General features: G+C 68.7%; 23 protein-coding genes. 11 read left to right on the top strand and 12 right to left on the bottom strand.

What is annotated here, in order from left to right; translation table 11 throughout:
* Positions 1 to 59: 59 nt before the first annotated feature.
* Positions 60 to 1,682 (bottom strand): peptide ABC transporter substrate-binding protein, encoded by a 1,623-nt coding sequence (locus O4N75_RS06490; RefSeq protein WP_269628534.1) that lies wholly within the window; start codon positions 1,680 to 1,682, stop codon positions 60 to 62.
* 63 nt (positions 1,683 to 1,745) lie between these two features.
* Here O4N75_RS06490 and O4N75_RS06485 point away from each other — a divergent pair, with 63 nt between their 5' ends.
* Positions 1,746 to 2,291 (top strand): hypothetical protein, encoded by a 546-nt coding sequence (locus tag O4N75_RS06485; RefSeq protein ID WP_269628533.1) that lies wholly within the window; start codon positions 1,746 to 1,748, stop codon positions 2,289 to 2,291.
* 2 nt (positions 2,292 to 2,293) lie between these two features.
* Here the strand turns inward: O4N75_RS06485 and O4N75_RS06480 are convergent, their stop codons facing one another.
* Together O4N75_RS06480 and oppB are read right to left on the bottom strand one after the other, a co-directional pair.
* The gene (locus O4N75_RS06480; RefSeq protein WP_269628532.1) at positions 2,294 to 3,193 is read right to left on the bottom strand and encodes an ABC transporter permease subunit; all 900 of its coding nucleotides are present in this window, start codon (positions 3,191 to 3,193) and stop codon (positions 2,294 to 2,296) included.
* On the bottom strand, positions 3,190 to 4,113 hold the full coding sequence (gene oppB / locus O4N75_RS06475; RefSeq protein ID WP_269628531.1) for an oligopeptide ABC transporter permease OppB: 924 nt from the start codon (positions 4,111 to 4,113) through the stop codon (positions 3,190 to 3,192). Before oppB ends, O4N75_RS06480 begins: the two co-directional genes overlap by 4 nt.
* 104 nt (positions 4,114 to 4,217) lie before the next feature.
* Here oppB and O4N75_RS06470 point away from each other — a divergent pair, with 104 nt between their 5' ends.
* The 4 genes from O4N75_RS06470 to O4N75_RS06455 all read left to right on the top strand — a co-directional run bounded on the left by O4N75_RS06470 (position 4,218) and on the right by O4N75_RS06455 (position 7,205).
* The gene (locus O4N75_RS06470) at positions 4,218 to 4,628 is read left to right on the top strand and encodes a TIGR01244 family sulfur transferase (protein WP_269628530.1); all 411 of its coding nucleotides are present in this window, start codon (positions 4,218 to 4,220) and stop codon (positions 4,626 to 4,628) included.
* 56 nt (positions 4,629 to 4,684) lie between these two features.
* Positions 4,685 to 5,302 (top strand): TetR/AcrR family transcriptional regulator, encoded by a 618-nt coding sequence (locus O4N75_RS06465; RefSeq protein WP_269628529.1) that lies wholly within the window; start codon positions 4,685 to 4,687, stop codon positions 5,300 to 5,302.
* Positions 5,292 to 6,041, top strand: a complete 750-nt coding sequence (locus tag O4N75_RS06460; RefSeq protein WP_269628528.1) for an SDR family NAD(P)-dependent oxidoreductase — start codon at positions 5,292 to 5,294, stop codon at positions 6,039 to 6,041. Before O4N75_RS06465 ends, O4N75_RS06460 begins: the two co-directional genes overlap by 11 nt.
* Before the next feature lie 264 nt (positions 6,042 to 6,305).
* Complete coding sequence (locus O4N75_RS06455; RefSeq protein ID WP_269628527.1) at positions 6,306 to 7,205, top strand: MBL fold metallo-hydrolase; 900 nt, start codon at positions 6,306 to 6,308, stop codon at positions 7,203 to 7,205.
* A gap of 260 nt (positions 7,206 to 7,465) precedes the next feature.
* Here the strand turns inward: O4N75_RS06455 and O4N75_RS06450 are convergent, their stop codons facing one another.
* From O4N75_RS06450 to O4N75_RS06425, 6 genes are all read right to left on the bottom strand, one after another.
* Positions 7,466 to 7,606, bottom strand: coding sequence for a hypothetical protein (locus O4N75_RS06450; protein ID WP_269628526.1), 141 nt, complete (start codon positions 7,604 to 7,606; stop codon positions 7,466 to 7,468).
* A gap of 18 nt (positions 7,607 to 7,624) precedes the next feature.
* Complete coding sequence (locus O4N75_RS06445; protein ID WP_269628525.1) at positions 7,625 to 7,984, bottom strand: DUF6481 family protein; 360 nt, start codon at positions 7,982 to 7,984, stop codon at positions 7,625 to 7,627.
* The gene (locus O4N75_RS06440) at positions 7,981 to 8,199 is read right to left on the bottom strand and encodes a hypothetical protein (protein ID WP_269628524.1); all 219 of its coding nucleotides are present in this window, start codon (positions 8,197 to 8,199) and stop codon (positions 7,981 to 7,983) included. Before O4N75_RS06440 ends, O4N75_RS06445 begins: the two co-directional genes overlap by 4 nt.
* Before the next feature lie 61 nt (positions 8,200 to 8,260).
* The gene (locus tag O4N75_RS06435; protein WP_267230819.1) at positions 8,261 to 8,470 is read right to left on the bottom strand and encodes a cold-shock protein; all 210 of its coding nucleotides are present in this window, start codon (positions 8,468 to 8,470) and stop codon (positions 8,261 to 8,263) included.
* Between the two features lie 238 nt (positions 8,471 to 8,708).
* Positions 8,709 to 8,975, bottom strand: coding sequence for a hypothetical protein (locus tag O4N75_RS06430; protein ID WP_269628523.1), 267 nt, complete (start codon positions 8,973 to 8,975; stop codon positions 8,709 to 8,711).
* Between the two features lie 131 nt (positions 8,976 to 9,106).
* Positions 9,107 to 10,957 carry a long-chain-fatty-acid--CoA ligase gene (locus O4N75_RS06425; protein ID WP_269628522.1) on the bottom strand — a complete coding sequence of 617 codons (1,851 nt, stop codon included), beginning with the start codon at positions 10,955 to 10,957 and terminating at the stop codon, positions 9,107 to 9,109.
* Between the two features lie 252 nt (positions 10,958 to 11,209).
* Here O4N75_RS06425 and O4N75_RS06420 point away from each other — a divergent pair, with 252 nt between their 5' ends.
* Positions 11,210 to 12,388 (top strand): NAD(P)/FAD-dependent oxidoreductase, encoded by a 1,179-nt coding sequence (locus O4N75_RS06420; protein ID WP_269628521.1) that lies wholly within the window; start codon positions 11,210 to 11,212, stop codon positions 12,386 to 12,388.
* A 164-nt stretch (positions 12,389 to 12,552) separates the two neighbouring features.
* Here the strand turns inward: O4N75_RS06420 and O4N75_RS06415 are convergent, their stop codons facing one another.
* Positions 12,553 to 14,055 (bottom strand): bifunctional aminoglycoside phosphotransferase/ATP-binding protein, encoded by a 1,503-nt coding sequence (locus tag O4N75_RS06415; protein WP_269628520.1) that lies wholly within the window; start codon positions 14,053 to 14,055, stop codon positions 12,553 to 12,555.
* Positions 14,052 to 14,717, bottom strand: a complete 666-nt coding sequence (gene pdxH / locus O4N75_RS06410) for a pyridoxamine 5'-phosphate oxidase (protein WP_269628519.1) — start codon at positions 14,715 to 14,717, stop codon at positions 14,052 to 14,054. Before pdxH ends, O4N75_RS06415 begins: the two co-directional genes overlap by 4 nt.
* 97 nt (positions 14,718 to 14,814) lie before the next feature.
* Here pdxH and O4N75_RS06405 point away from each other — a divergent pair, with 97 nt between their 5' ends.
* The 5 genes from O4N75_RS06405 (at position 14,815) to O4N75_RS06385 (ending at position 18,643) form a co-directional block, all read left to right on the top strand.
* Positions 14,815 to 15,501, top strand: coding sequence for a DnaJ domain-containing protein (locus O4N75_RS06405; RefSeq protein WP_269628518.1), 687 nt, complete (start codon positions 14,815 to 14,817; stop codon positions 15,499 to 15,501).
* A gap of 33 nt (positions 15,502 to 15,534) precedes the next feature.
* On the top strand, positions 15,535 to 16,659 hold the full coding sequence (gene aroC, locus O4N75_RS06400; RefSeq protein ID WP_269628517.1) for a chorismate synthase: 1,125 nt from the start codon (positions 15,535 to 15,537) through the stop codon (positions 16,657 to 16,659).
* Between the two features lie 134 nt (positions 16,660 to 16,793).
* Positions 16,794 to 17,309 (top strand): response regulator, encoded by a 516-nt coding sequence (locus O4N75_RS06395; RefSeq protein WP_348649530.1) that lies wholly within the window; start codon positions 16,794 to 16,796, stop codon positions 17,307 to 17,309.
* Between the two features lie 65 nt (positions 17,310 to 17,374).
* Positions 17,375 to 17,605 carry a hypothetical protein gene (locus O4N75_RS06390; protein ID WP_269628516.1) on the top strand — a complete coding sequence of 77 codons (231 nt, stop codon included), beginning with the start codon at positions 17,375 to 17,377 and terminating at the stop codon, positions 17,603 to 17,605.
* 57 nt (positions 17,606 to 17,662) lie between these two features.
* Entirely contained in the window at positions 17,663 to 18,643 is a 981-nt protein-coding gene (locus O4N75_RS06385; protein WP_269628515.1) for an NADPH:quinone oxidoreductase family protein, read from the top strand.
* 6 nt (positions 18,644 to 18,649) lie between these two features.
* Here the strand turns inward: O4N75_RS06385 and O4N75_RS06380 are convergent, their stop codons facing one another.
* Positions 18,650 to 19,024, bottom strand: coding sequence for a 6-carboxytetrahydropterin synthase (locus O4N75_RS06380; protein ID WP_269628514.1), 375 nt, complete (start codon positions 19,022 to 19,024; stop codon positions 18,650 to 18,652).
* Positions 19,025 to 19,057: the final 33 nt, after the last annotated feature.

The raw sequence follows: 19,057 nt of genomic DNA, 5'->3' as shown, positions 1-19,057 counted from the left end.
CGCCAACCTGTCGCATTCTGGTCACAGATTGTGCCCCAGCGGTGTTGACGCGCACGATTTCACCCTTTTGACGTAACGGAATTCGCTGTGACGGGCGTGCCTTTGGCGACACACCAGTAACGCGCGCGATGTTGGTCAACGAGGTTGTCGACGAAGCCGGTGACCTTCGGCGAGACGAGATTCTTGTTCACGTAGAAGTAGATAGGCGCAACCGGCGCATCATCCAGCATCAGCGCCTCGGCCTGAGCGAGATAGCCGGCGCGGACCTTGGCGTCGACTTCGGCGTCGGCCTTGGCCAGCAGCGCGTCATAGGCGGGATTGCGATAATCGCCATAATTTTGCGGACCCGTCGCCGACTGCTGCAGGTAAAGGAAGCTCATGGCATCGTTGTAGTCGGCGATCCAGGCCGCGTCGGCGACGTCGAAATCGCGCGATCGAAAGGCCGCATAAGCGATCTGCGCCTCGTTCTGCACCAGCCGCGCATCGACCCCGATTTCCTTCCAGTCGGCCTGGATGGCCGGCATGAACAGCATCGGGTCGGGGGTATTGCGGTGCTTGATCTCAAAGCGCAGCGGGTTCTTGGGACCGTAGCCGGCCTGCGCCAGCAGGCGACGGGCCTCGGCCTGGCGCTTCTCCAGGGGCCAAGCGGCCCAGGCCGGCGGCTGGGCGGGCGTGTACTCGGCCACGCCCGGCGGGACAAAGGTGTAGGCCGCCTTCTGTCCGCCGCGCAGCAGCTTCTCGGTAATGAAGTCGCGGTCGATCGACATCGCCAAGGCCTGACGCACGCGCTTGTCCTTGAAGGCGGGGACGTTGGAGTTGAACGCCAGGTAGGTCACGCCCAGGAAGGTGTGGGTCCGCACGTAGCCGGGCATGGTCTCGCGCAGGAAGGCGATGCGGTTCGACTGGATGTCGGCGTTCATATCCAGTTCGCCGCGCGCGACCCGCCGCTCGGCCATCGCCGCATCCGGCGTCGGATAAAGGTAGATCTGGTCGACGCAGACCTTGGACGCCTCATAGAAGCGCGGGTTCTTCACCAGCCGCACATAATCGCCGAGCTTCCAGTCGGTGACGATGTAGGGGCCGTTGGAGAGATAGTTGCCTGGCTGCACCCACTTCTCGCCCACCTTGTCGAGCAGGTGCTTGGGCACTGGCGACATGGTGTGGTGCTTGGCGAGCTCGGGCAGGTACGGGGCCGGATGGTTCAGGGTGATCTGGAGCACCTTCGGCGAGAGCGCGCGCACGCCAAGCGCTTCCTTGGGCGCCTTACCCTCGTTCACCGCCTGGGCGTTCTCGATGAGATAGAGGACCGAGGCGTACTCCGACGCCGTCTCCGGCAGCAGGATGCGCCGCAGGGAGAAGACAAAGTCGTCCGCCGTCACCGGCACGCCGTCCGACCAGTTCGCATCGCGCAGATAGAAGGTCCAGACCAGGCCGTCGGGGCTGGCCTCCCAGCGCTCGGCCATGCCCGGCACCGCCTTGCCTTGGGGATCGGAGTCGGTCAGGCCGATCAGCAGGTTGGCGATGATCCGGTCTTCCCATGTGCCGGTCGACTTGTGCGGATCGAGGGTCACCGGTTCGGAGACGTTGCCGGCCTGGATGCAGACCTGGCCCGCCGGGCATGGCGGACGCGAGGGGCCCTTGGGGGCGCAGGCGGGAAGCGAAAACGCCGCCAGGCCAAGCATCAGCGTATTGCCGAGCGCCCTGAGCGCCCTATCAATGCGGAACGTCGAAACCATGGGTCACGGATGACACACTTTCCCACGCGCTCAAAGCTGACCGCCCTCGCCCTGCTGGCGGCCTTCGCCGCCGCCGGCCAGGCCGCCGCCCAAGCCAAGCCCGAGGGCCGCGCCGCCGTCCTCCAGTCGCTGCTGGACTGCAAGGCCAAGACTGATCCGACCGAGCGGCTGGCCTGCTATGACGCCGCCGCAGGCGCCATCGACACCGCCGAGCAGAAGGGCGACATCGTGGTCGTCGACCGTGAGCAGGCCAAGGCCGCCCGCAAGCAGGCCTTCGGCCTCAGCCTGCCGACCCTGGACATGTTCAACAAGGCCGAGGCGAGCCCCGAGGAGGCCAATCGCATCGAGGACACCATCGAGCGCGCCTATCGCGGCGGCGACGGCAAGTGGGTGTTCGAACTGACCGGCGGCGCGGTCTGGCAGTACTATGACGCCGCCGACCTCGGCCGGCAGCCGAAGAAGGGCGGCAAGGTCGAGGTGCGCAAGGGCGCGGTCGGCGGCTACTTCCTCAGCCTCGACGGGCAGTCGGGCGCGCGCGCCAAGCGGTTGCGCTAGGCCTAGCGGTCCTTCGGGTCGATCGCGTCCCGAAGGCCGTCGCCGATGAAGTTGAAGCTCATCAGCGTGACGACCATCGTCAGGGCGGGGAAGATTAGCAGCCAGGGCGCGAGTTCCATGTCCTGCGCCCCGCCCGCGATCAGGGTGCCGAGCGAGGCCATCGGCGGCTGGACGCCGAGGCCAAGGAAACTGAGGAAGCTCTCGGCCAGGATAACGGCAGGTATCGTCAGGGTCACATAGACCACCACCGGCCCCAACAGGTTCGGGATGATGTGGCGCGAGATGACCCCGCCCTGGCTCAGCCCCGCGGCGCGGGCGGCCTCCACGAACTCCTTGTGTTTCAAGCCGAGCGTCTGACCGCGGACGATGCGGCTCATGGTCAGCCACTCCACCGCGCCGATGGCGATGAAGATCAGGATGATGTTCGACCCGAAAGTCACCATCAGCAGGATCACGAAGAAGATGAAAGGCAGCGAGTAGAGCACGTCGACGACGCGCATCATGATCTCGTCGAGCGCGCCGCCGACATAGCCGGCGACCGCGCCCCAGGCGATGCCGATGACCAGCGACACCAGGGTCGCCACCAGCCCGATGGCCAGCGAAACCCGAAGGCCCATAAGCAACCTGGCCAGCAGGTCGCGGCCCAGGGAGTCGGCCCCGAGCAGGTGGCCGGCGGTCATCGGCGGGGCCCAGACGTCGTCTTTGTTGATCTGGTCGTAGCTGAACGGGACCAGGTGCGGCCCGATGATGGCGACCAGAACCAGGATAGCCAGCACCACCATGCCGCTGACCGCCGCCCCGTTGCGCAGCAGGCGGCGGCGCGCGTCGTCCCACAGGCTGCGGCCTTTCACAGCCTTTTCCATGACTTGCGCGCCGGCGCGCGAACCGGGAGCCAGGATCACGACAGCCTCACGCGGGGGTCGAGCGCCGCATAGAGAAGGTCGGCGATCAGGTTCAGGACAAGGATCAGGGCGGCGTAGAAGATCACCATCCCCATCACCACGGTGTAGTCGCGCTGAAGCGCGGAAATAACGAAGAACTTGCCCAGTCCCGGCAGGTTAAAGATCTTTTCCACCACCAAGCTGCCGGTCAGCAGCCCCGCGCAGGCCGGGCCGAGATAGCTGACCAGCGGCAGAATCGCCGCGCGCAGGGCGTGCTTGGCGACAATCCTGTGTTCCGGCATGCCTTTAGCGCGGGCGGTGCGGATGTAGTTCGAGCGCAGCACCTCGATCATGCCGGCCCGCGTCAGGCGCGAGATGATGGCGATCTGCGGCAGGGCGAGCACCGCTACCGGCAAAATCAGGTTTGCGAGCGCCCCGCCATTCCAACCGCCAGAAGGCAAAAGCTGCAGTTTCGAGCCGAATATCAGCACGAGCAGCGGCGCGGTGACGAATGTCGGGATGCAGACCCCGACGATGGCCACCGCCATCACCCCGTAGTCGATCATCCGGTTCTGGCGCAGCGCCGCCAGCACCCCCAGGGTCACCCCGACCACGCTGGCCAGGATGATCGCCGCTAGCCCGAGCGTCAGGCTGACCTTGTAGTTCTCCTGGAGGATCTGGAGGACGCTCTTGTCCTTGTACTTCAGCGACGGGCCGAAATCGCCGCGGGTCACGTCGCGGAGATAGTTGAAGTACTGCTCGTGCAGCGGCTTATCCATCCCGTACTTGGCCATCACGTTCCGCTCGATCTCGGGCGAGAGCTTGCGGTCCATGTCGAACGGGCTGCCGGGGGCGGCGCGCATCATGAAGAACGCGACGGTCACCACCAGAAACAGGGTCGGGATGGCCACCAGCAGGCGGCGGCCGATGAAGCGGAACATCAGGGGCTCGAGGTGGCGGCCGATCGCAGGCCAAGCGTTGCGAAACTTTCACCGGGCCCCGATGATGTCAAACGATCGCCCCTCCCCTCCTAGCGGTATTGCAGATGACTGACTTCCGACGCGTCACCGACCAGCTCTCGGTCGCCCCGCAGATTTCCACCGCCGACCTGGCGCAGGCCGCGGCCCAAGGCTTCAAGCTGGTCATCAACAACCGCCCGGACGGCGAGGACCCGAGCCAGCCGAGCAGCGCCGAGATCGAGGCGGCGGCCAAGGCGGCCGGCCTGGCCTATGTCCACATCCCGGTGCGCGGCGGACCGACCCCCGACCAGGTCGAAGCCAACTATCGCGCCGTAGAAGCCGCCGGCGGTCCAGTGCTGGCCTTCTGCCGCTCGGGCACCCGCTCGATCGTCACCTGGTCGCTGGGCCAGTTCCAGGCCGACGAACGCTCGGCCGACGAGCTCGTCGAACTGGGCGCCCAGGCCGGCTACGACCTCTCGGGCGCCTTCCCGCGCTAGCCACCCGCGTTACGGGTACTTGACGGTACTCAATTACTGAGGCCCAATCGGTACCCATGAGTACCGATATATCGCCTACCGGTCCCGGACGGCCGCGCGACGAGGACGCCACGGCGGCGATCCTCACCGCGACGCTGCGGCTGCTGGCGGCGCAGGGCTATGGCGGGACCAGCACCGCCGACGTCGCCGCCGCGGCGCGCGCCAGCAAGGCCACCGTCTACCGTCGCTGGCCGAGCAAGGTCGCCCTGGTCGCCGAGGCCATCCAGCAGGGCCTGCGCGAGGCGCACGAGGCCCCGGTGCTGACCGGCGACGTGCGCGCGGACCTGGCCGAGGCCCTGGCCGCGAAGATGCGGGCGCTGTCCGATGGGCCGCTCGGCGGCGCGATCCGCGCCGTCATCTCGCACGCGGCGCACGAGCCGGAGCTCTCAGCGGCCATGGCGATGATCCTGGCCGGGGCCCGCGAGCATGGGGCGCTGCGCCCGCTCGTCGAGGAGGCCCGTCGCCAGGGCCTGGTCGCGCCCGACGCCGACGTCGGCCTGTTGCTCGACCTGCTGCTGGGCGCGCCCTTCTTCCAACTTCTGGTGCGACAGGTCCGGCCCGACCCGAGTTCGGCGAAGGCCCTGGTCGACCTGCTGCTCGGCCCGACCGCCAAGGTGGAACAACATGCAACTTAACGGCAGGACAGTCCTGGTCACTGGCGGCGCCCGGGGCATCGGGCTTGAACTCACCCGGCAATTCGTCGCCGAGGGCGCACATGTGGTGGCGGTGGGACGCGACCGCGCCAGCCTGGCGCGGCTGCAGTTCACCGCGCCAGGCCAGGTCAGCTGCTGGGCGCTGGATCTCTCCGATCCGAAGGCCACCGACGCGTTCATTCGAGACCTGCCAGGCCGCCACCCGACGCTCTCGGTCGTGGTCAACAACGCGGGCGTGCAGACCCTGACCGACTTCATGGGCGAAGACCCCGCGGCCTTCCGCCCCGCGTTGCAGGAAGAGATCGCGCTGAACTTCGAGGCGGTGGTGGCGGTGTCCACGGGCCTGCTGCCGCACCTGCGACGTCAGCCCTCGGCGATGATCGTCAATGTCACCAGCGGCCTGGCGCTCGCCCCGAAGACCTCCTCGCCGGTCTATTGCGCGACCAAGTCGGCGGTGCGGACCTTCACCAAGGCGTTGCGTTACCAGTGCGAGGACGGCGCCCCCAGCGTGCGGGTGATGGAGGCCGTGATGGCGCTGGTCGACACGGACATGACCGCCGGCCGCGGGACCGGAAAGATCAGCCCCGCCCAGGCCGCCGGCGAGGTGATCGCCGCCATCAAGCGTGGCCGCGACGAGGTCTATGTCGACCGCGCCAAGCTGCTGCCGATCCTCATGCGGGTGGCCCCGGGCCTGGGCGAGAGGCTGATGCGCCGCGGATAGGGCCGCGAAGCCTGAGAATATCGACGGTTGCGGCCGCCTATCGTCCCGGATCGAGTTGCACCCGCGTGGCGCCCATGGCTACCTGCTCGGGCTCGCAACTCGCGACGGCCAGCAGCAGCTGGAGCGCGACGAGACAGAGCAACGCGAAGGCCACCCTCTGAAGTCGTTTTGATACATAATTCGCCGTGTCCGTCGCCATGACCGACCTCGCATTCCAGGTTCGAGGCCGGAGCAGCAAGACGGGCGCCGCCCAAGGATTTTTCGATGATCCCTTATGTTCGTGAGATTCAGTTCGAGTACGGCGCCTGCGATCAGGTCTCGCCGCTGATCCGCCGGGTGGTGGCCAATAATCCCGGTCCGTTCACCTATCTGGGCACCGGCACCTACATCATCGGCAAGGGCGAGGTGGCGGTGATCGACCCCGGCCCCGACATGCCCGAGCACCTGGACGCCCTGATGGCCGCGCTGGAGGGGGAGACCGTCACCCACATCCTGGTGACGCACCATCACTCCGACCACTCGCCGCTCGCCGGCCCGCTGCAGGCGAAGACCGGGGCGAAGATCTACGGCTGCGCGGTGGGCGCGAAAGCCGCCGACTCGACGGTGATCACCGAGGCCGGGCACGACCTGTCGTTCACCCCCGACATCGACATCTGTGGCGGCGGGGCGGTGTTCACCGGCCCCGGCTGGACGCTGGAGGCGATCGCCACGCCGGGCCACACTTCCAACCACATCTGCTTCGCGCTGAAGGAAGAAAACGCCCTCTTCTCCGGCGACCACATCATGGGCTGGTCGACGACGGTGGTCTCGCCGCCGGACGGCGACATGACCGCCTACATGGAAAGCCTGGAGTTGGTGAAGGCGCGCGGTTTCGACATCCTGTGGCCGACCCACGGCCCCCCGGTGCTGAAGGTCGAACCGTTCATCGACGCCTATATCGCCCACCGCCGCGCCCGCGAGGCCCAGGTGGTCAAGGCGGTCGGCGAAGGCCACGGCAGGATCAAGGACATGGTGCCGGTGCTCTATGCCGAGGTCGACAAGCGGCTGTGGCCGGCGGCGGCGCGATCGGTGCTGGGCCACATGATCGACCTGACCCGCCGCGGGGTGGTGGTCAGCGACGACCGCTATCCCGGGCTGGACAGCGAGTACCGGCTGGCGGGGTGAGCGTCAGCGCGCGACGCCGGTGATTTCCTTGATGGCGGCTTGGACCGAGGCCTTTTCGCCCGCGCCCCACAGGTTCTTGAGGTAGGCGAGCGTGTTGCCCGCCGGGCCGTCGAACCGCCACTCGCAGTTCTGGAAACGGCAGTTTTCGAAGATCGGCGGCTCGCCGCCCGCGTAGATCAGGCGGAACCTGAGGAACTCACAGTCGGAGAAGACCTGCCCGTCGCGACTGACCGGCTGTAAACGACGCTGGTCGACATGGGCTACTTGTCCTCTTCCGGGGCTGAGAGCGCCCGCGCGCGTTCGCGCTCTTCATGCTTTTCCGCCGCCTTGGCCGCGGTCTTGTTCGCCTTCAGGCGTTCGCGCTCCATGCGCTCAAACTGGTAATTCGGCTTCCTCGCCATCGGTGCTCCTGTGGGTGACTACTGGCGGGCCTTGCGCGCGGCGTAGCGCTGGTCGCGCTTCGCCTTTTGCTCGGCCTTGGTGAGCGCCTTGCGCTCCTTGCGTTCACCGCGCTTGGCGTCGAGCGACGCTGCGGCGGCGGCTTCGCCCGCCTGGCGGGCGGCTTCCTGGGCGTCGGACGCCGCCTGCTGCTTGTCCGCCTTGGCCTGGCGGCGGGCGGCGCGGACCTGTTCGAGCTCGGCGGCGCGCGCGGCGCTGCGATCGGGGGTCTGGGCGGCGGTGATAGTGGGCTTCGGCCGAAGCTTGGCCAGAAGCGCGCTGCGCGCTTCGGCGGCCGTCTTCAGGCGCTCGGCGAATTCAGTGCGTTGGGTTTCGTTCATTTGTGCTTTCGGTTGTGCGCGGGTGGATCGATCTGCGCCGGCTTGAACGCCGCGACGCAGATGGCCTCGAGGTGACGGCGCAAGGATCGCGGCGCGAGCAGAGCCTCCACCGCGCGACACCCGTCCTCTTCAAGCCTCAGCTTGAGCGTGGCGACGTCGCGCACCTGACCCGAGCGGGCGATCTGGAACGCGCGCTCGATAGTGGAGATGGTCATGAGCGTTCCTCCGCCGAGCCGGTCGGAGAAGCCGGGCCGGTCCGGGCGGAGGGCAAGACGCTTAGACGGCTTGCAATTGCACGGCGGCCATCTTGCCGCTGCGCGAGTCCAGTTCCAGTTCATAGCCGAGCTTCTGGCCCTCCTCGAGCGAGCCGAGGCTGGAACGCTCGACGGCGCTGATGTGCACGAACACGTCGGCCCCACCGTCATCAGGCTGAATAAAGCCAAAGCCCTTGGTCGGATTGAACCATTTAACAATGCCGGTCGTCATAATCGTCACCTTTCAGGCGCAAGTTTTCGCGCGCCCGGTACAGGGCGGCGGATCAAATTTTCGGAGAAGGTTAAGGTCGGCTCGGGCCGCTTCTTTAAGAAAAAGCGATGAGAACAACCGACCAAAAGCGAACTTCGATTTTGGCTTATAGCAAAAATATAGACTTTACGCCAGACGCAATTATGGGCGCGCTGGAAGGCGCCGGCAAGATCGGGTCATTCGGGGGCGCTGCTCCGCCTCAGCGGAGCGTCACCTGCGCCTCAGCGGCGGGCTGACGCACTTCGCGGTCCCAGACATAGGCGAACAAGGTCGCGGTGGTGATCGCAAGCACCAGCAATGCACGCAGCCAGAACCGCGAGAACCCGGCAAGCACGGCGACGATTACGCCGAACACCCCGGCCGCGACGCTGGCCAGGGCCACGTGCGGCGCCCATTGCATGGCGAGGAGGCCGACGCCGACCCCCTCGCTCATCAGGCCGAGGCGCGGCCCGACCAGCCCGACCACGACCAGGAAGGCCGGGGCCAGGGCGATCAGCGTCGCTCCCGACAGATAGATGTCGGCGAAGCCGTGCGAGACGGCCGGCTCACGCTGCTGGACCGAGGGCCGAGCTGGCGCGGGAGCCGGCTCGGTCGCGGTCAGCTCCGCCGAAAAGGGCGCACGGCGTCCGCCGGGGCCTCCGGCGACTGCGGCTCGGCTTTCGCAGCCGCGAGCGGCGGCGAGGCCGCGCGGTCGACCGCCTGGTCGGGCCCCGGCGTCCACTGCAGCCAGGAGCCGTCGTCATGCCCCGCGCCCGCAGCGGGCGGCTCGGGGGCGTAGATCTTCGGTTCCGGCGAGACGGCCAGCGCCGCGGCCCCGCCCCCCGCCGCCGTCGGCAGGACATAGTCCTTCATGCGGTCGCGGATCAGCTTCTTGTCGATCTTGCCGGTGGCGCCGAGCGGGATCTCGTCGACGAAGGCCACGTCGTCCGGCGTCCACCACTTGGCGATCTTGCCCTCGAGGAACTGCAGGAACTCCTCCTTGGTGGCGGTCTCGCCGGCCTTCAGCTTGACCAGCAGCAGCGGGCGCTCGTCCCACTTGGGGTGGGCGACGCCGATGACCGCGGCCAGCTCGGCCTTCGGGTGGCCGGCGGCGATGTTCTCGATCTCGATCGAGGAGATCCACTCGCCGCCCGACTTGATCACGTCCTTGGCGCGGTCGGTGATCTGCATGAAGCCGTGCTCGTCGAGGGTGGCGACGTCGCCGGTGTCGAAGAAGCCCGCCTCGTCGAGGATGTTGCCGCCCTCGGACTTGAAGTACTGGCCGACCACGAACGGGCCGGCGACCTTGAGACGGCCGAAGGTCGTGCCGTCGTGCGGCAGATCCCTCTCCTCGTCGTCGACCAGCTTCAGCTCGATGCCGAGCGGGGCGCGGCCCTGCTTGAGCTTGAACTGCAGCTGGGTCTCGGCGTCCATGGCGGCGATGGCCGCGTTCGGCGTGGCCTGGGTGCCGAGCGGCGAGGTCTCGGTCATGCCCCAGGCGTGGGTGACGTCGACGCCGAACTCGTCGCGGAAGCCGCGGACGATGCTTTCGGGCACCGCCGAGCCGCCGATCACCACGCGCTTGAGGGTGGTCAGCTGGCTCTTGGTGGCGCGCAGGTGCTGCAACAGCATCTGCCAGACGGTCGGCACCGCGGCCGAGAAGGTCACGCCCTCGGTCTCGATCAGCTCGTGCACCGAGGCGCCGTCGAGCTTCTGGCCCGGCATGACCAGCTTGGCGCCGACCGCCGGGGCCGAGAAGGCCAAGCCCCAAGCGTTGGCGTGGAACATCGGCACCACCGGCAGCACGGTGTCGGTGGCGCGGATGCCCAGGACGTCGCCGCCCATGGTGACCAGGGTGTGCAGGAAGTTCGAGCGGTGCGAGTAGAGCACGCCCTTCGGATTGCCGGTGGTGCCGGAGGTATAGCAGAGGCCGGCGGCGGTGTTCTCGTCGAAGCCGCCCCAGGTCACGTCGGGCGAGGCCTGCTCGATCAGGCTCTCGTAGGCCAGCGCGCCGGGCAGCTGGTCGCCGAGGTGGGCCTCGTCGGACAGCACCACGAAGTGCTTCACGCCCGGGATCTGGTCGCGGATGCCGGCCAGGATCGGCAGGAAGGTCAGGTCGGTGAAGATGACCTTATCGTCGGCGTGGTTGATGATGTAGACGAGCTGCTCGGCGAACAGGCGCGGGTTCAGGGTGTGGCACACCGCGCCCATGCCCATGATGCCGTACCAGGCCTCGATGTGGCGGCCGGTGTTCCAGGCCAGGGTGGCGACGCGGTCGCCGGGGACGACGCCGAGGGCCTTCAGCGCATTCGACACGCGCTTGGCGCGCTCGTGGATCGCGCCGTAGGTGGTGCGGACGATCGGCCCTTCAACCGAACGGCTGACGACCTCGCGGCCGCCGTGCCAGGCCTTGGCGTGGTCGAGGATCTTGTCGACCGTCAGCGGCCAGTCCTGCATCAAGCCTTGCATACTCTTAGTCCCTCCCGACGACGCCGCCCTCTCTGGGGCTGGCGCAAGCTAGATTCACCAAGTCCTTAACGCAACGCGGCTCGGTGAACAGGGGCTTGTGGCCAGACCACGCTGCGACATGCTGTTTTGCGCAAGAATAGGGGCCGCGGCGTGGCGGGCGCCGAGGACCAGGCGCGGCAAACCGTCGGTTGACTTATGGGGGCTGGTCCTATCGAAGGGCCGACTTTCCTTCATCCAAGGCGCGAGGACCTAGTGGATCAGTTCGACGTCGTGGTGATCGGCGCCGGGGCGGCGGGCATGATGTGCGCCGTCGAAGCCGGCAAGCGCGGCCGCAAGGTGCTGGTGATCGACCATGCCGACGCGCCGGGCGAGAAGATCCGCATCTCCGGCGGGGGGCGCTGCAACTTCACCAACATCAATGCGGCGCCGGCCAACTTCATCTCGGCCAACCCGCATTTCGCGATCTCGGCGCTGCGCCGCTACACCGCCAAGGACTTCATCGCCTGGGTCGAGCGAGAGGGCGTCGCCTATCACGAAAAGACCCTCGGCCAGCTGTTCTGCGACGGCTCGGCCAAGGAGATCATCGCCATGCTGACGGGGGCGATGCGTCAGGCCGGCGTCACCCTGCGACTGAAGACCACGGTCGAGCGGGTCGAGCAGGAGGACGAGGGCTTCCTGCTTTCGACCAGCGGCGGGCCGGTCGCCTGTGAGGCGCTGGTGATCGCCAGCGGCGGCAAGTCGATCCCCAAGATGGGCGCGACCGGCTTCGGCTACGACATCGCCCGGCAATTCGGGCTGAACATCGTCGAGACCCGTCCGGCCCTCGTGCCTCTGACGTTCGAGATCGGCATGCTGGAGCGGCTGAAGCCGCTGGCCGGCGTGGCCGTGGACGCGGTGGTGTCCTGCGGCAAGACCAGGTTCGCCGAAGCGATGCTGTTCACCCATCGCGGGCTGTCAGGGCCGTCGATCCTGCAGATCTCGTCCTATTGGCGCGAAGGCCAGGCGATCACCGTCGACATGGCGCCGGGCGTGGACATCGCCGCGACCTTGAAGGCGGCCCGCCAGACCCGCGGCAAACAGGCGGCGATCACCGTGCTGTCCGAGCACCTCCCGCGCCGCGTGGCGCAGATGATCCTGGACGAGGCCGCCGCCCCGGCCAATGCCGGCGACCTGTCGGACAAGGCCGTCGGCCGCATCGCCACGGCGGTGAACGCCTGGACGGTGAAGCCGGTCGGCTCGGAAGGCTATCGCACGGCGGAAGTCACGCTGGGCGGCGTCGACACCAATGGGCTGGAGTCCAAGACCATGCAGGCCAAGGCCGTGCCGGGGCTCTATTTCATCGGCGAGGTGGTCGACGTCACCGGCTGGCTGGGCGGGTATAATTTCCAGTGGGCATGGTCGTCGGGCTGGGTGGCCGGACAGGCGGTTTAGCAGCCGAAGCAATGTGTCATCCCGGAAAGCGCAAAGCGCTTGTCCGGGACCCATTCGGGCCGAGCAGGCCGAATGAGGCGAGGCCACGCGATTGCTTGCCGCATCAGGTGTTCATGGGTCCCGGTCTTGCTTCGCAAACCGGGATGACACGTCTTTGCGGCGACCTAGGCCAGCGGCGCGCCGCCGTGTGTGATGGACCAGGCTTCGGCCGCGTCCTGGGCCGGGCCCGAGGCGTCGACGCGGACCCAGTCGATGGGGCCGACGTCGCGGTCGAGCTGCATCTTCAAGGTAGCGACGGTGGCGTCCGAGGCGTCGCCCTCCCGCCCCTCGATGCGCTGGGCCAACACTTCCGGGGCGGCCTGCAGCCAGACGCCGTGGAACGGGACGCCGGCCCCCTGGGCCAGCCTCGCGGCGCGGGCGCGCAGTTCGGGCTGGATGAAGGTGGCGTCGACCACCACCGCGCGGCCGGCGTCCAGCAGGGCGCGGGCCTCGGCGAACAGGGTGTCGTAGACCTCGGCGTAGAAGGCCGGCGAATAGACGCTGGCCGGCAGGCTGGCGTCGGGCGCCACGCCCAACAGGCGCTTGCGGATCTCGTCGGTGCGCAGGACCACGGCGCCCGGCGAGGCGCCCAGGCCGGGTGCGATCAGCCGCGCGAAGGTCGACTTGCCCGAACCCGAGAGCCCGCCGACGGCCGTCAGCTTCGGCGGAGGCGGCGCAAGGTGCGCCAAGCCCGCATCGAGATAGGCGCTGGCGCCTTCGAGGTCACCGCTGTGGGCCTGGACGTGGGCCCGCACCCCGGCCCGCACGGACATCATCAGCGGCAGGGCGGCGAGCCCAGCCAGCAGGTCGGGGCCGAAATGGCGGCGGCCTTCGTCGACATAGGCCGACAGCACCCGCACCGCGGCGTCGCGGCGGCGGCGGAAGTCGAGGTCCATCAACAGGAAGGCCAGGTCGTACTGGACGTCGATATCCGAGAGGATGTCGTTGAACTCGATGCAGTCGAACAGCACCGGCCTGCCGTCTTCGAGCAGGATGTTCCCCAGGTGCAGGTCGGCGTGGCACAGGCGCGCGAAGCCCGCGTCGCGGCGGGCGTCGAGCAGCGGCTGGCGACGGACGAACTCGACGTCGGTGGCGGCGACCAGCGCCTCGACCCGGGCCTCGCCGAGCTTGCCGGCCAGTTCGCGCAGGAGCTTGGCGTTGGAGTCGATGGTGTATTTCAGCGCCTTGCCGCCGCCGCCTTGCGGGCGCAGCTCGGCCTTGGCGTGGACGGACGCGACCTCGCGGCCCATGGCCTCGGCCAGCGGCCCGTCGACCGCCCAGGGCCGGGCGGCGAGCACGAAGCTCTCGTCGAAGCGGCGCATCTCAAGCGCGTATTCGACGACCTCGCCGGCGCCGTCCAGTTCCAGCCCGCCGCCGGGCTTGCGGGTGATGGTCCGCACGGCGCGGTAGATGTCCGAGGTGGCCGCGCGGTTGAAGCGCAGCTCGCGCTCCAGCGCCCAGTGTCGCAGGTCCAGGGTCGAATAGTCGAGGAAGCCCAGATCAACCCGCTTCTTGACCTTGAAGGCGGTGTCGCCGGCCAGGAACACCCAGGCGCAGCCAGTCTCGATCTTGGTTTGGGCCTCGCCTTCCAGCCAGGCGACGACTTCGGCTTCTTCGGCGTCGGTCAAGGATAGAGGCGCTGGGTGGTCCAGCCCTCCCCCACGCGCTCGAAGACAAGGCGTTCGTGCAGGCGGAAGGGCCGGTCTCGCCAGAACTCGATGGCTTCGGGGCGGACGCGGAAGCCCGACCAGTGCGGCGGACGCGGCACCTTGCCCAGACCAAACTTCAGGCCGATCTCGGCGATGCGCTTTTCCAGGGCCAGGCGGTCCGGCAGGGTCTGGGACTGCTCCGAGGCCCAGGCGCCGATCTGGGCCGGACGGGCACGGGTGGCGAAATAGGCGTCGGCCTCTTCGGCCGTCACCGGCTCGACAAGACCGCGGACCCGCACCTGACGACGCAGGGATTTCCAGTGGAACAGCAGGGCCGCCTTCGGATTGGCCGCCAGTTGCCGGCCCTTGGCGCTGCCGAGATTGGTATAGAACACGAAGCCGTCTGGGCCGGCGTCCTTAAGCAGCACCATGCGCAGGTCGGGCATGCCGGTCTCGTCCACCGTGGCCAGCGCCATGCCGTTGGGATCGTTGGGCTCCTTGGCGGTCGCCTCCTTCATCCATTCGGCGAACAGCGCGAACGGATCCTGCGCGGACAATAGGGGCGGCGGCTCGGCCGCGGCCACCTGGCGGACATAGTCATCCTCGCTGGGCGAGGGGGGGATCGCGGCCTTGTCGCTCATGCCGTCGATATAGCGCCTTGCCGCGCGCTTGCCATGCTTAACGCACCGTTGACCATGACCCGTCCACAGTCGCCGGATGGCCGCGCCCAAGTCACCCATGCTGGACAGAAAGTTGGCGCGCGCCGTGCTGGGCGTCGCACCGGGGGTCACGCCGGCCGAACTGCGTCGCGCCTTTCGCGAAGCCGCCAAGAGCGCCCACCCCGATCGCCCCGGCGGCGACGCCGAGCGCTTCCGCCAGGCCGTCGAGGCCTATCGCCTGCTGACCGATCCGGTCCCCACGGGCGCCATCGTCCAGCCGCCCGCCACCGTCAGGAAAAACGCCCAGGACGACAGGACCCTGCCGATCACGCCGTTGATCGCCCTGAACGGCGGCGTCGTGCTGCGCGAGACGGCCGACGGGCGCAGCCTGAAGATCACCCTGCCCGCGGGCCTGCGCTCGGGCGACCTGCTGCGGGCCGGCGCCGACATGTTCGAGATCGCCGTGCGCGGCGATGCGCAGATCATGGTCCGCGGCCACGACCTGTGGGTCACCACGCCGCTGCACCCGCACGTCCTCGCCCAGGGCGGCCGGGTGGCGGTGGACACTCCCCTGGGCCGCCGTGTGGTCTGGGTCACCAAAAAAGTCGGCGAGCGCGGCCTAGTGCGGCTGGCCGGCCAGGGCCTGCCGGCGCGCGGCGATCACCCGCAGGGGCATCTATTCCTACGCCTGACCGAGCAGACCCGCACCACCGACACCGCCGCGCGCGCCCTGCGCCGCCGGTTCGCCGCCGCCTGGGCGGCCTAGCCTTACAGCGGCCCCGGCTTTAAGAACGCCGCCATGTCGCACAACACCTTCGGCCATCTGTTTCGCGTGACCACCTGGGGCGAGAGCCACGGACCGGCGCTGGGCTGCGTCGTCGACGGCTGCCCTCCCGGCATCGGCCTGACCGCCGAGGAGGTGCAGGTGTGGCTGGACCAGCGGCGTCCTGGCCAGGGCAAGTTCGTCACCCAGCGCCAGGAGCCGGACGCGGTGAAGATCCTGTCGGGGGTGTTCCAGGACGAGCGGACCGACGGCCAAGTCACCACTGGCACGCCGATCTCGATGCTGATCGAGAACGTCGACCAGCGTTCGCGCGACTATGGCGAAATCGCCACCCAGTTCCGGCCGGGTCACGCCGACTACACCTATTTCGCCAAGTACGGCGTGCGCGACTATCGCGGCGGCGGCCGGGCCTCGGCCCGCGAGACCGCAGCACGGGTCGCGGCCGGCGCGGTGGCCCGCAAGATCATCGAGGGCGTCACCGTCCGCGCCGCCGTGGTGCAGATCGGCCCGCACGCCATCGACCGCAGCCGCTTCAACTGGGACCAGCGCCATGAGAACGGCTTCTGGTGTCCGGACGCCGAGACCGTACCGGTCTGGGAACAACACCTGGAGAAGGTCCGCAAGGCCGGTTCGTCCACCGGGGCGATCGTCGAGGTCGAGGCGGTCGGCGTGCCGGCGGGCTGGGGCGCCCCGATCTATGGCAAGCTGGACGCCGAGTTGGCCGCCGCCCTGATGTCGATCAACGCCTCCAAGGGCGTAGAGATCGGCGCCGGCTTCGCGAGCGCCGCCTTCTCGGGCGAGGAGAACGCCGACGAAATGCGGATGGGCAATGACGGCCAGCCGCTGTTCCTGTCCAACAGCGCTGGGGGCATCCTGGGCGGCATCTCGTCGGGCGCCCCCGTGGTGGCGCGGGTAGCGTTCAAGCCGACGTCGTCGATCCTGACCCCGCGCCGCAGCCTGAACGAGGCCGGAGAAGAGGTCGACCTGCGCACCAAGGGCCGCCACGACCCGTGCGTGGGCCTGCGCGCCGTGCCGGTGGTCGAGGCGATGACCGCCTGCGTGCTGGCCGACGCCTATCTGCGCCACCGGGCCCAGACCGGCGGCGGCGCCTATGTTCCAGGCGTTTCCGAACGGCGCTGACCGGTGGCTGAGGTCGGGAACCCGGCGCTCGCGAACCGGCGTTTTTTGACATTGACCGCGCAGCTTTCTCGCCGCTAATCACCTGTTGTCGGCGGTGCAATCACCGTGCTGACTTCGGCCCCTCAGACAGCGCGGTGACCGTGCGCCTCGATCGCCTCAAGGTTCTGATCGTCGACGACAACAAGCACACGCGCCTGCTGCTGGCGCAGATCCTGCGGTCGCTGGGGATCACCCAGACCATTGAGGCGGCGGACGGCGTCGAGGGCCTGGCGGCGCTGCGCAACCACGCCGTAGACATCGTGCTGACCGACCTGGCGATGGAGCCTATGGACGGCATCGAGTTTGTCCGCTCGCTACGGACCGGCCGGGACAGCCCCGGCCCGATGCTCCCGGTGATCATGATCACCGGCCATGCGACGATGAAGCGGCTGCAGGAGGCGCGCGACGCCGGGGTCAACGAGTTCATGGGCAAACCGATCACCGCCCGGGGGGTGATCGAACGGCTGGCCCAGGTGGTCGACCACGCCCGCCCGTTCATCCGCACCGACGACTATTTCGGTCCCGATCGGCGGCGGCGCCACGATCCCCAGTACGACGGCCCGATGCGGCGTTCGGGCGACCGCCAGAACGTCCGCGCCATCGAGCTTTAGCGTTCGCCACCATTTGGTGATGTTCGACCGCTAGGCAGGGATCGACCCTGTCGGAGGATCCCTCGATGCGCGCCCTTCGCCTTCTCGCCCAGCTGTCGCTGCTGGCGGGCGCGGCCCTGAGCCTGTCGGGCTGCCTGGCGGTCGCCGCCACCGGCGCGGTGGTCGGAACCGCGGTCGGCGTCACCGGCGCGGCGGTCGGCGTCACCGCCAAGGGCGCCGGCATGGCCATCGGGGCGGTCATCCCGTACGGCGACGACAAGGACGACAGAGGCGACAGGGACGACAAGCGCAACTAGGCCCCTGGACTGCCCGGGCGTCAGCGACCTTACGGTCACGGCTCAAGGGAGGCGCCCATGCGCGTAGTTCAGGCGACCACGCTGTCGTCGATAGACGACTATCGGATCATCGAGACCGATCCCCCCGAGCCCGGACCGGGCGAAGTCCTGATCGACGTGGCGGCCTGCGGCGTCGGCTATGTCGACGCGCTGGTGGCGCTCGGCCGCTATCAGGTCAAGCCGCCGCTGCCGCACACGCCCGGCCAGGAGGCCGCAGGCCGGGTGGCCAGGGTCGGCGCGGGCGTCACCGGCCTGGCGCCGGGGGACCGGGTCATGGCGAGCGTCCGCGGCGGCTTCGCAGAGCAGGCCCTGGCCCCGGCCGCTGCGGTCCGCGCGATCCCGGAACCGATGGCGTTTGCGCAGGCGGCCGGCTTCCACATCAACTACGTCACCGCCCTGCACGCCCTGGCCGATCGGGCGAACCTGCAGATTGGGGAGACCGTGCTGGTGCTAGGCGCGGCGGGCGGCCTGGGGGTCGCGGGGCTGCAGGTCGCCAAACTGCTGGGCGCGCGGGTGATCGCGGCGGCCTCAAGCGAGGCTAAGCGCGACTTCTGCCGCGACCTCGGCGCCGACGAGGTGCTGGACACCGACGGCGAGGGATGGCGCGAGCGGCTGAAGGCGGCCTGCGGCGGACGCGGGCCGGACGTGGTGTTCGATCCCGTCTGCGGCCCGCTTTTCGAAGCCGCGTTCCGCTCGCTCAGCTGGCGCGGCCGTCACCTGGTGCTCGGCTTCGTCGGCGGACCGATCCCCGCCCTCCCGGCCAACCTGACCCTGATGAAGGGCGCGGCTCTGGTCGGGGTGGACGTGCGCCAGTTCATGCTGCTGGAGCCGGACCGCGCGCGGGCGCGCCTGGGCCAGCTGCTGGCCTGGGCCGACGAAGGGCGCCTGGCCCCGCCGCTCGGGCGGGCGTTTGCGCTCGACCGCTACGCCGAGGCGTTGGAGTTCGCCCTTACCGGACAGGGGCTCGGCAAGACGGTGCTCAAGGTCGCCGACCTCTGAAGCGCGTCAGGCCACCGCCATGGCGCAGCTCTCGCCGATCGTCGGGCGCGAAACGACAATCCGCGACAGGCCCGGGAACTTCGGCTTCAGGCGCTGGGCGAAGTAGAGGCAGATGTGCTCAAGGGTCGGACGCTCGAGGCCCGGCTTTTCGTTGAGCAGCCCGTGGTCGAGCTCGGCGGCGACCGCCTTCAGCTCGGCGTCGAGGTCGGCGAGGTCGACCACCCACCCGACCGGCTCGGCCGGGGCGCCGCGCACGGTCGCCTCGACCTTGAACGAGTGGCCGTGCAGGTTGCGGTAGGGGCGATGCTCGGGCCCCTCGGGGAGATAGTGCGCGGCGTCGAACGTCGCCGCCTTGGTGATTTCAAAGACTGGCTGGGTCATCTGGGAGGGTCTGAAGGCGTCCGGCCGCGCTTG

The organism is Phenylobacterium sp. NIBR 498073 (genome assembly GCF_027286305.1).
Lineage (GTDB): Bacteria > Pseudomonadota > Alphaproteobacteria > Caulobacterales > Caulobacteraceae > Phenylobacterium.
This window is presented reverse-complemented; position numbering and strand designations above follow the sequence as displayed.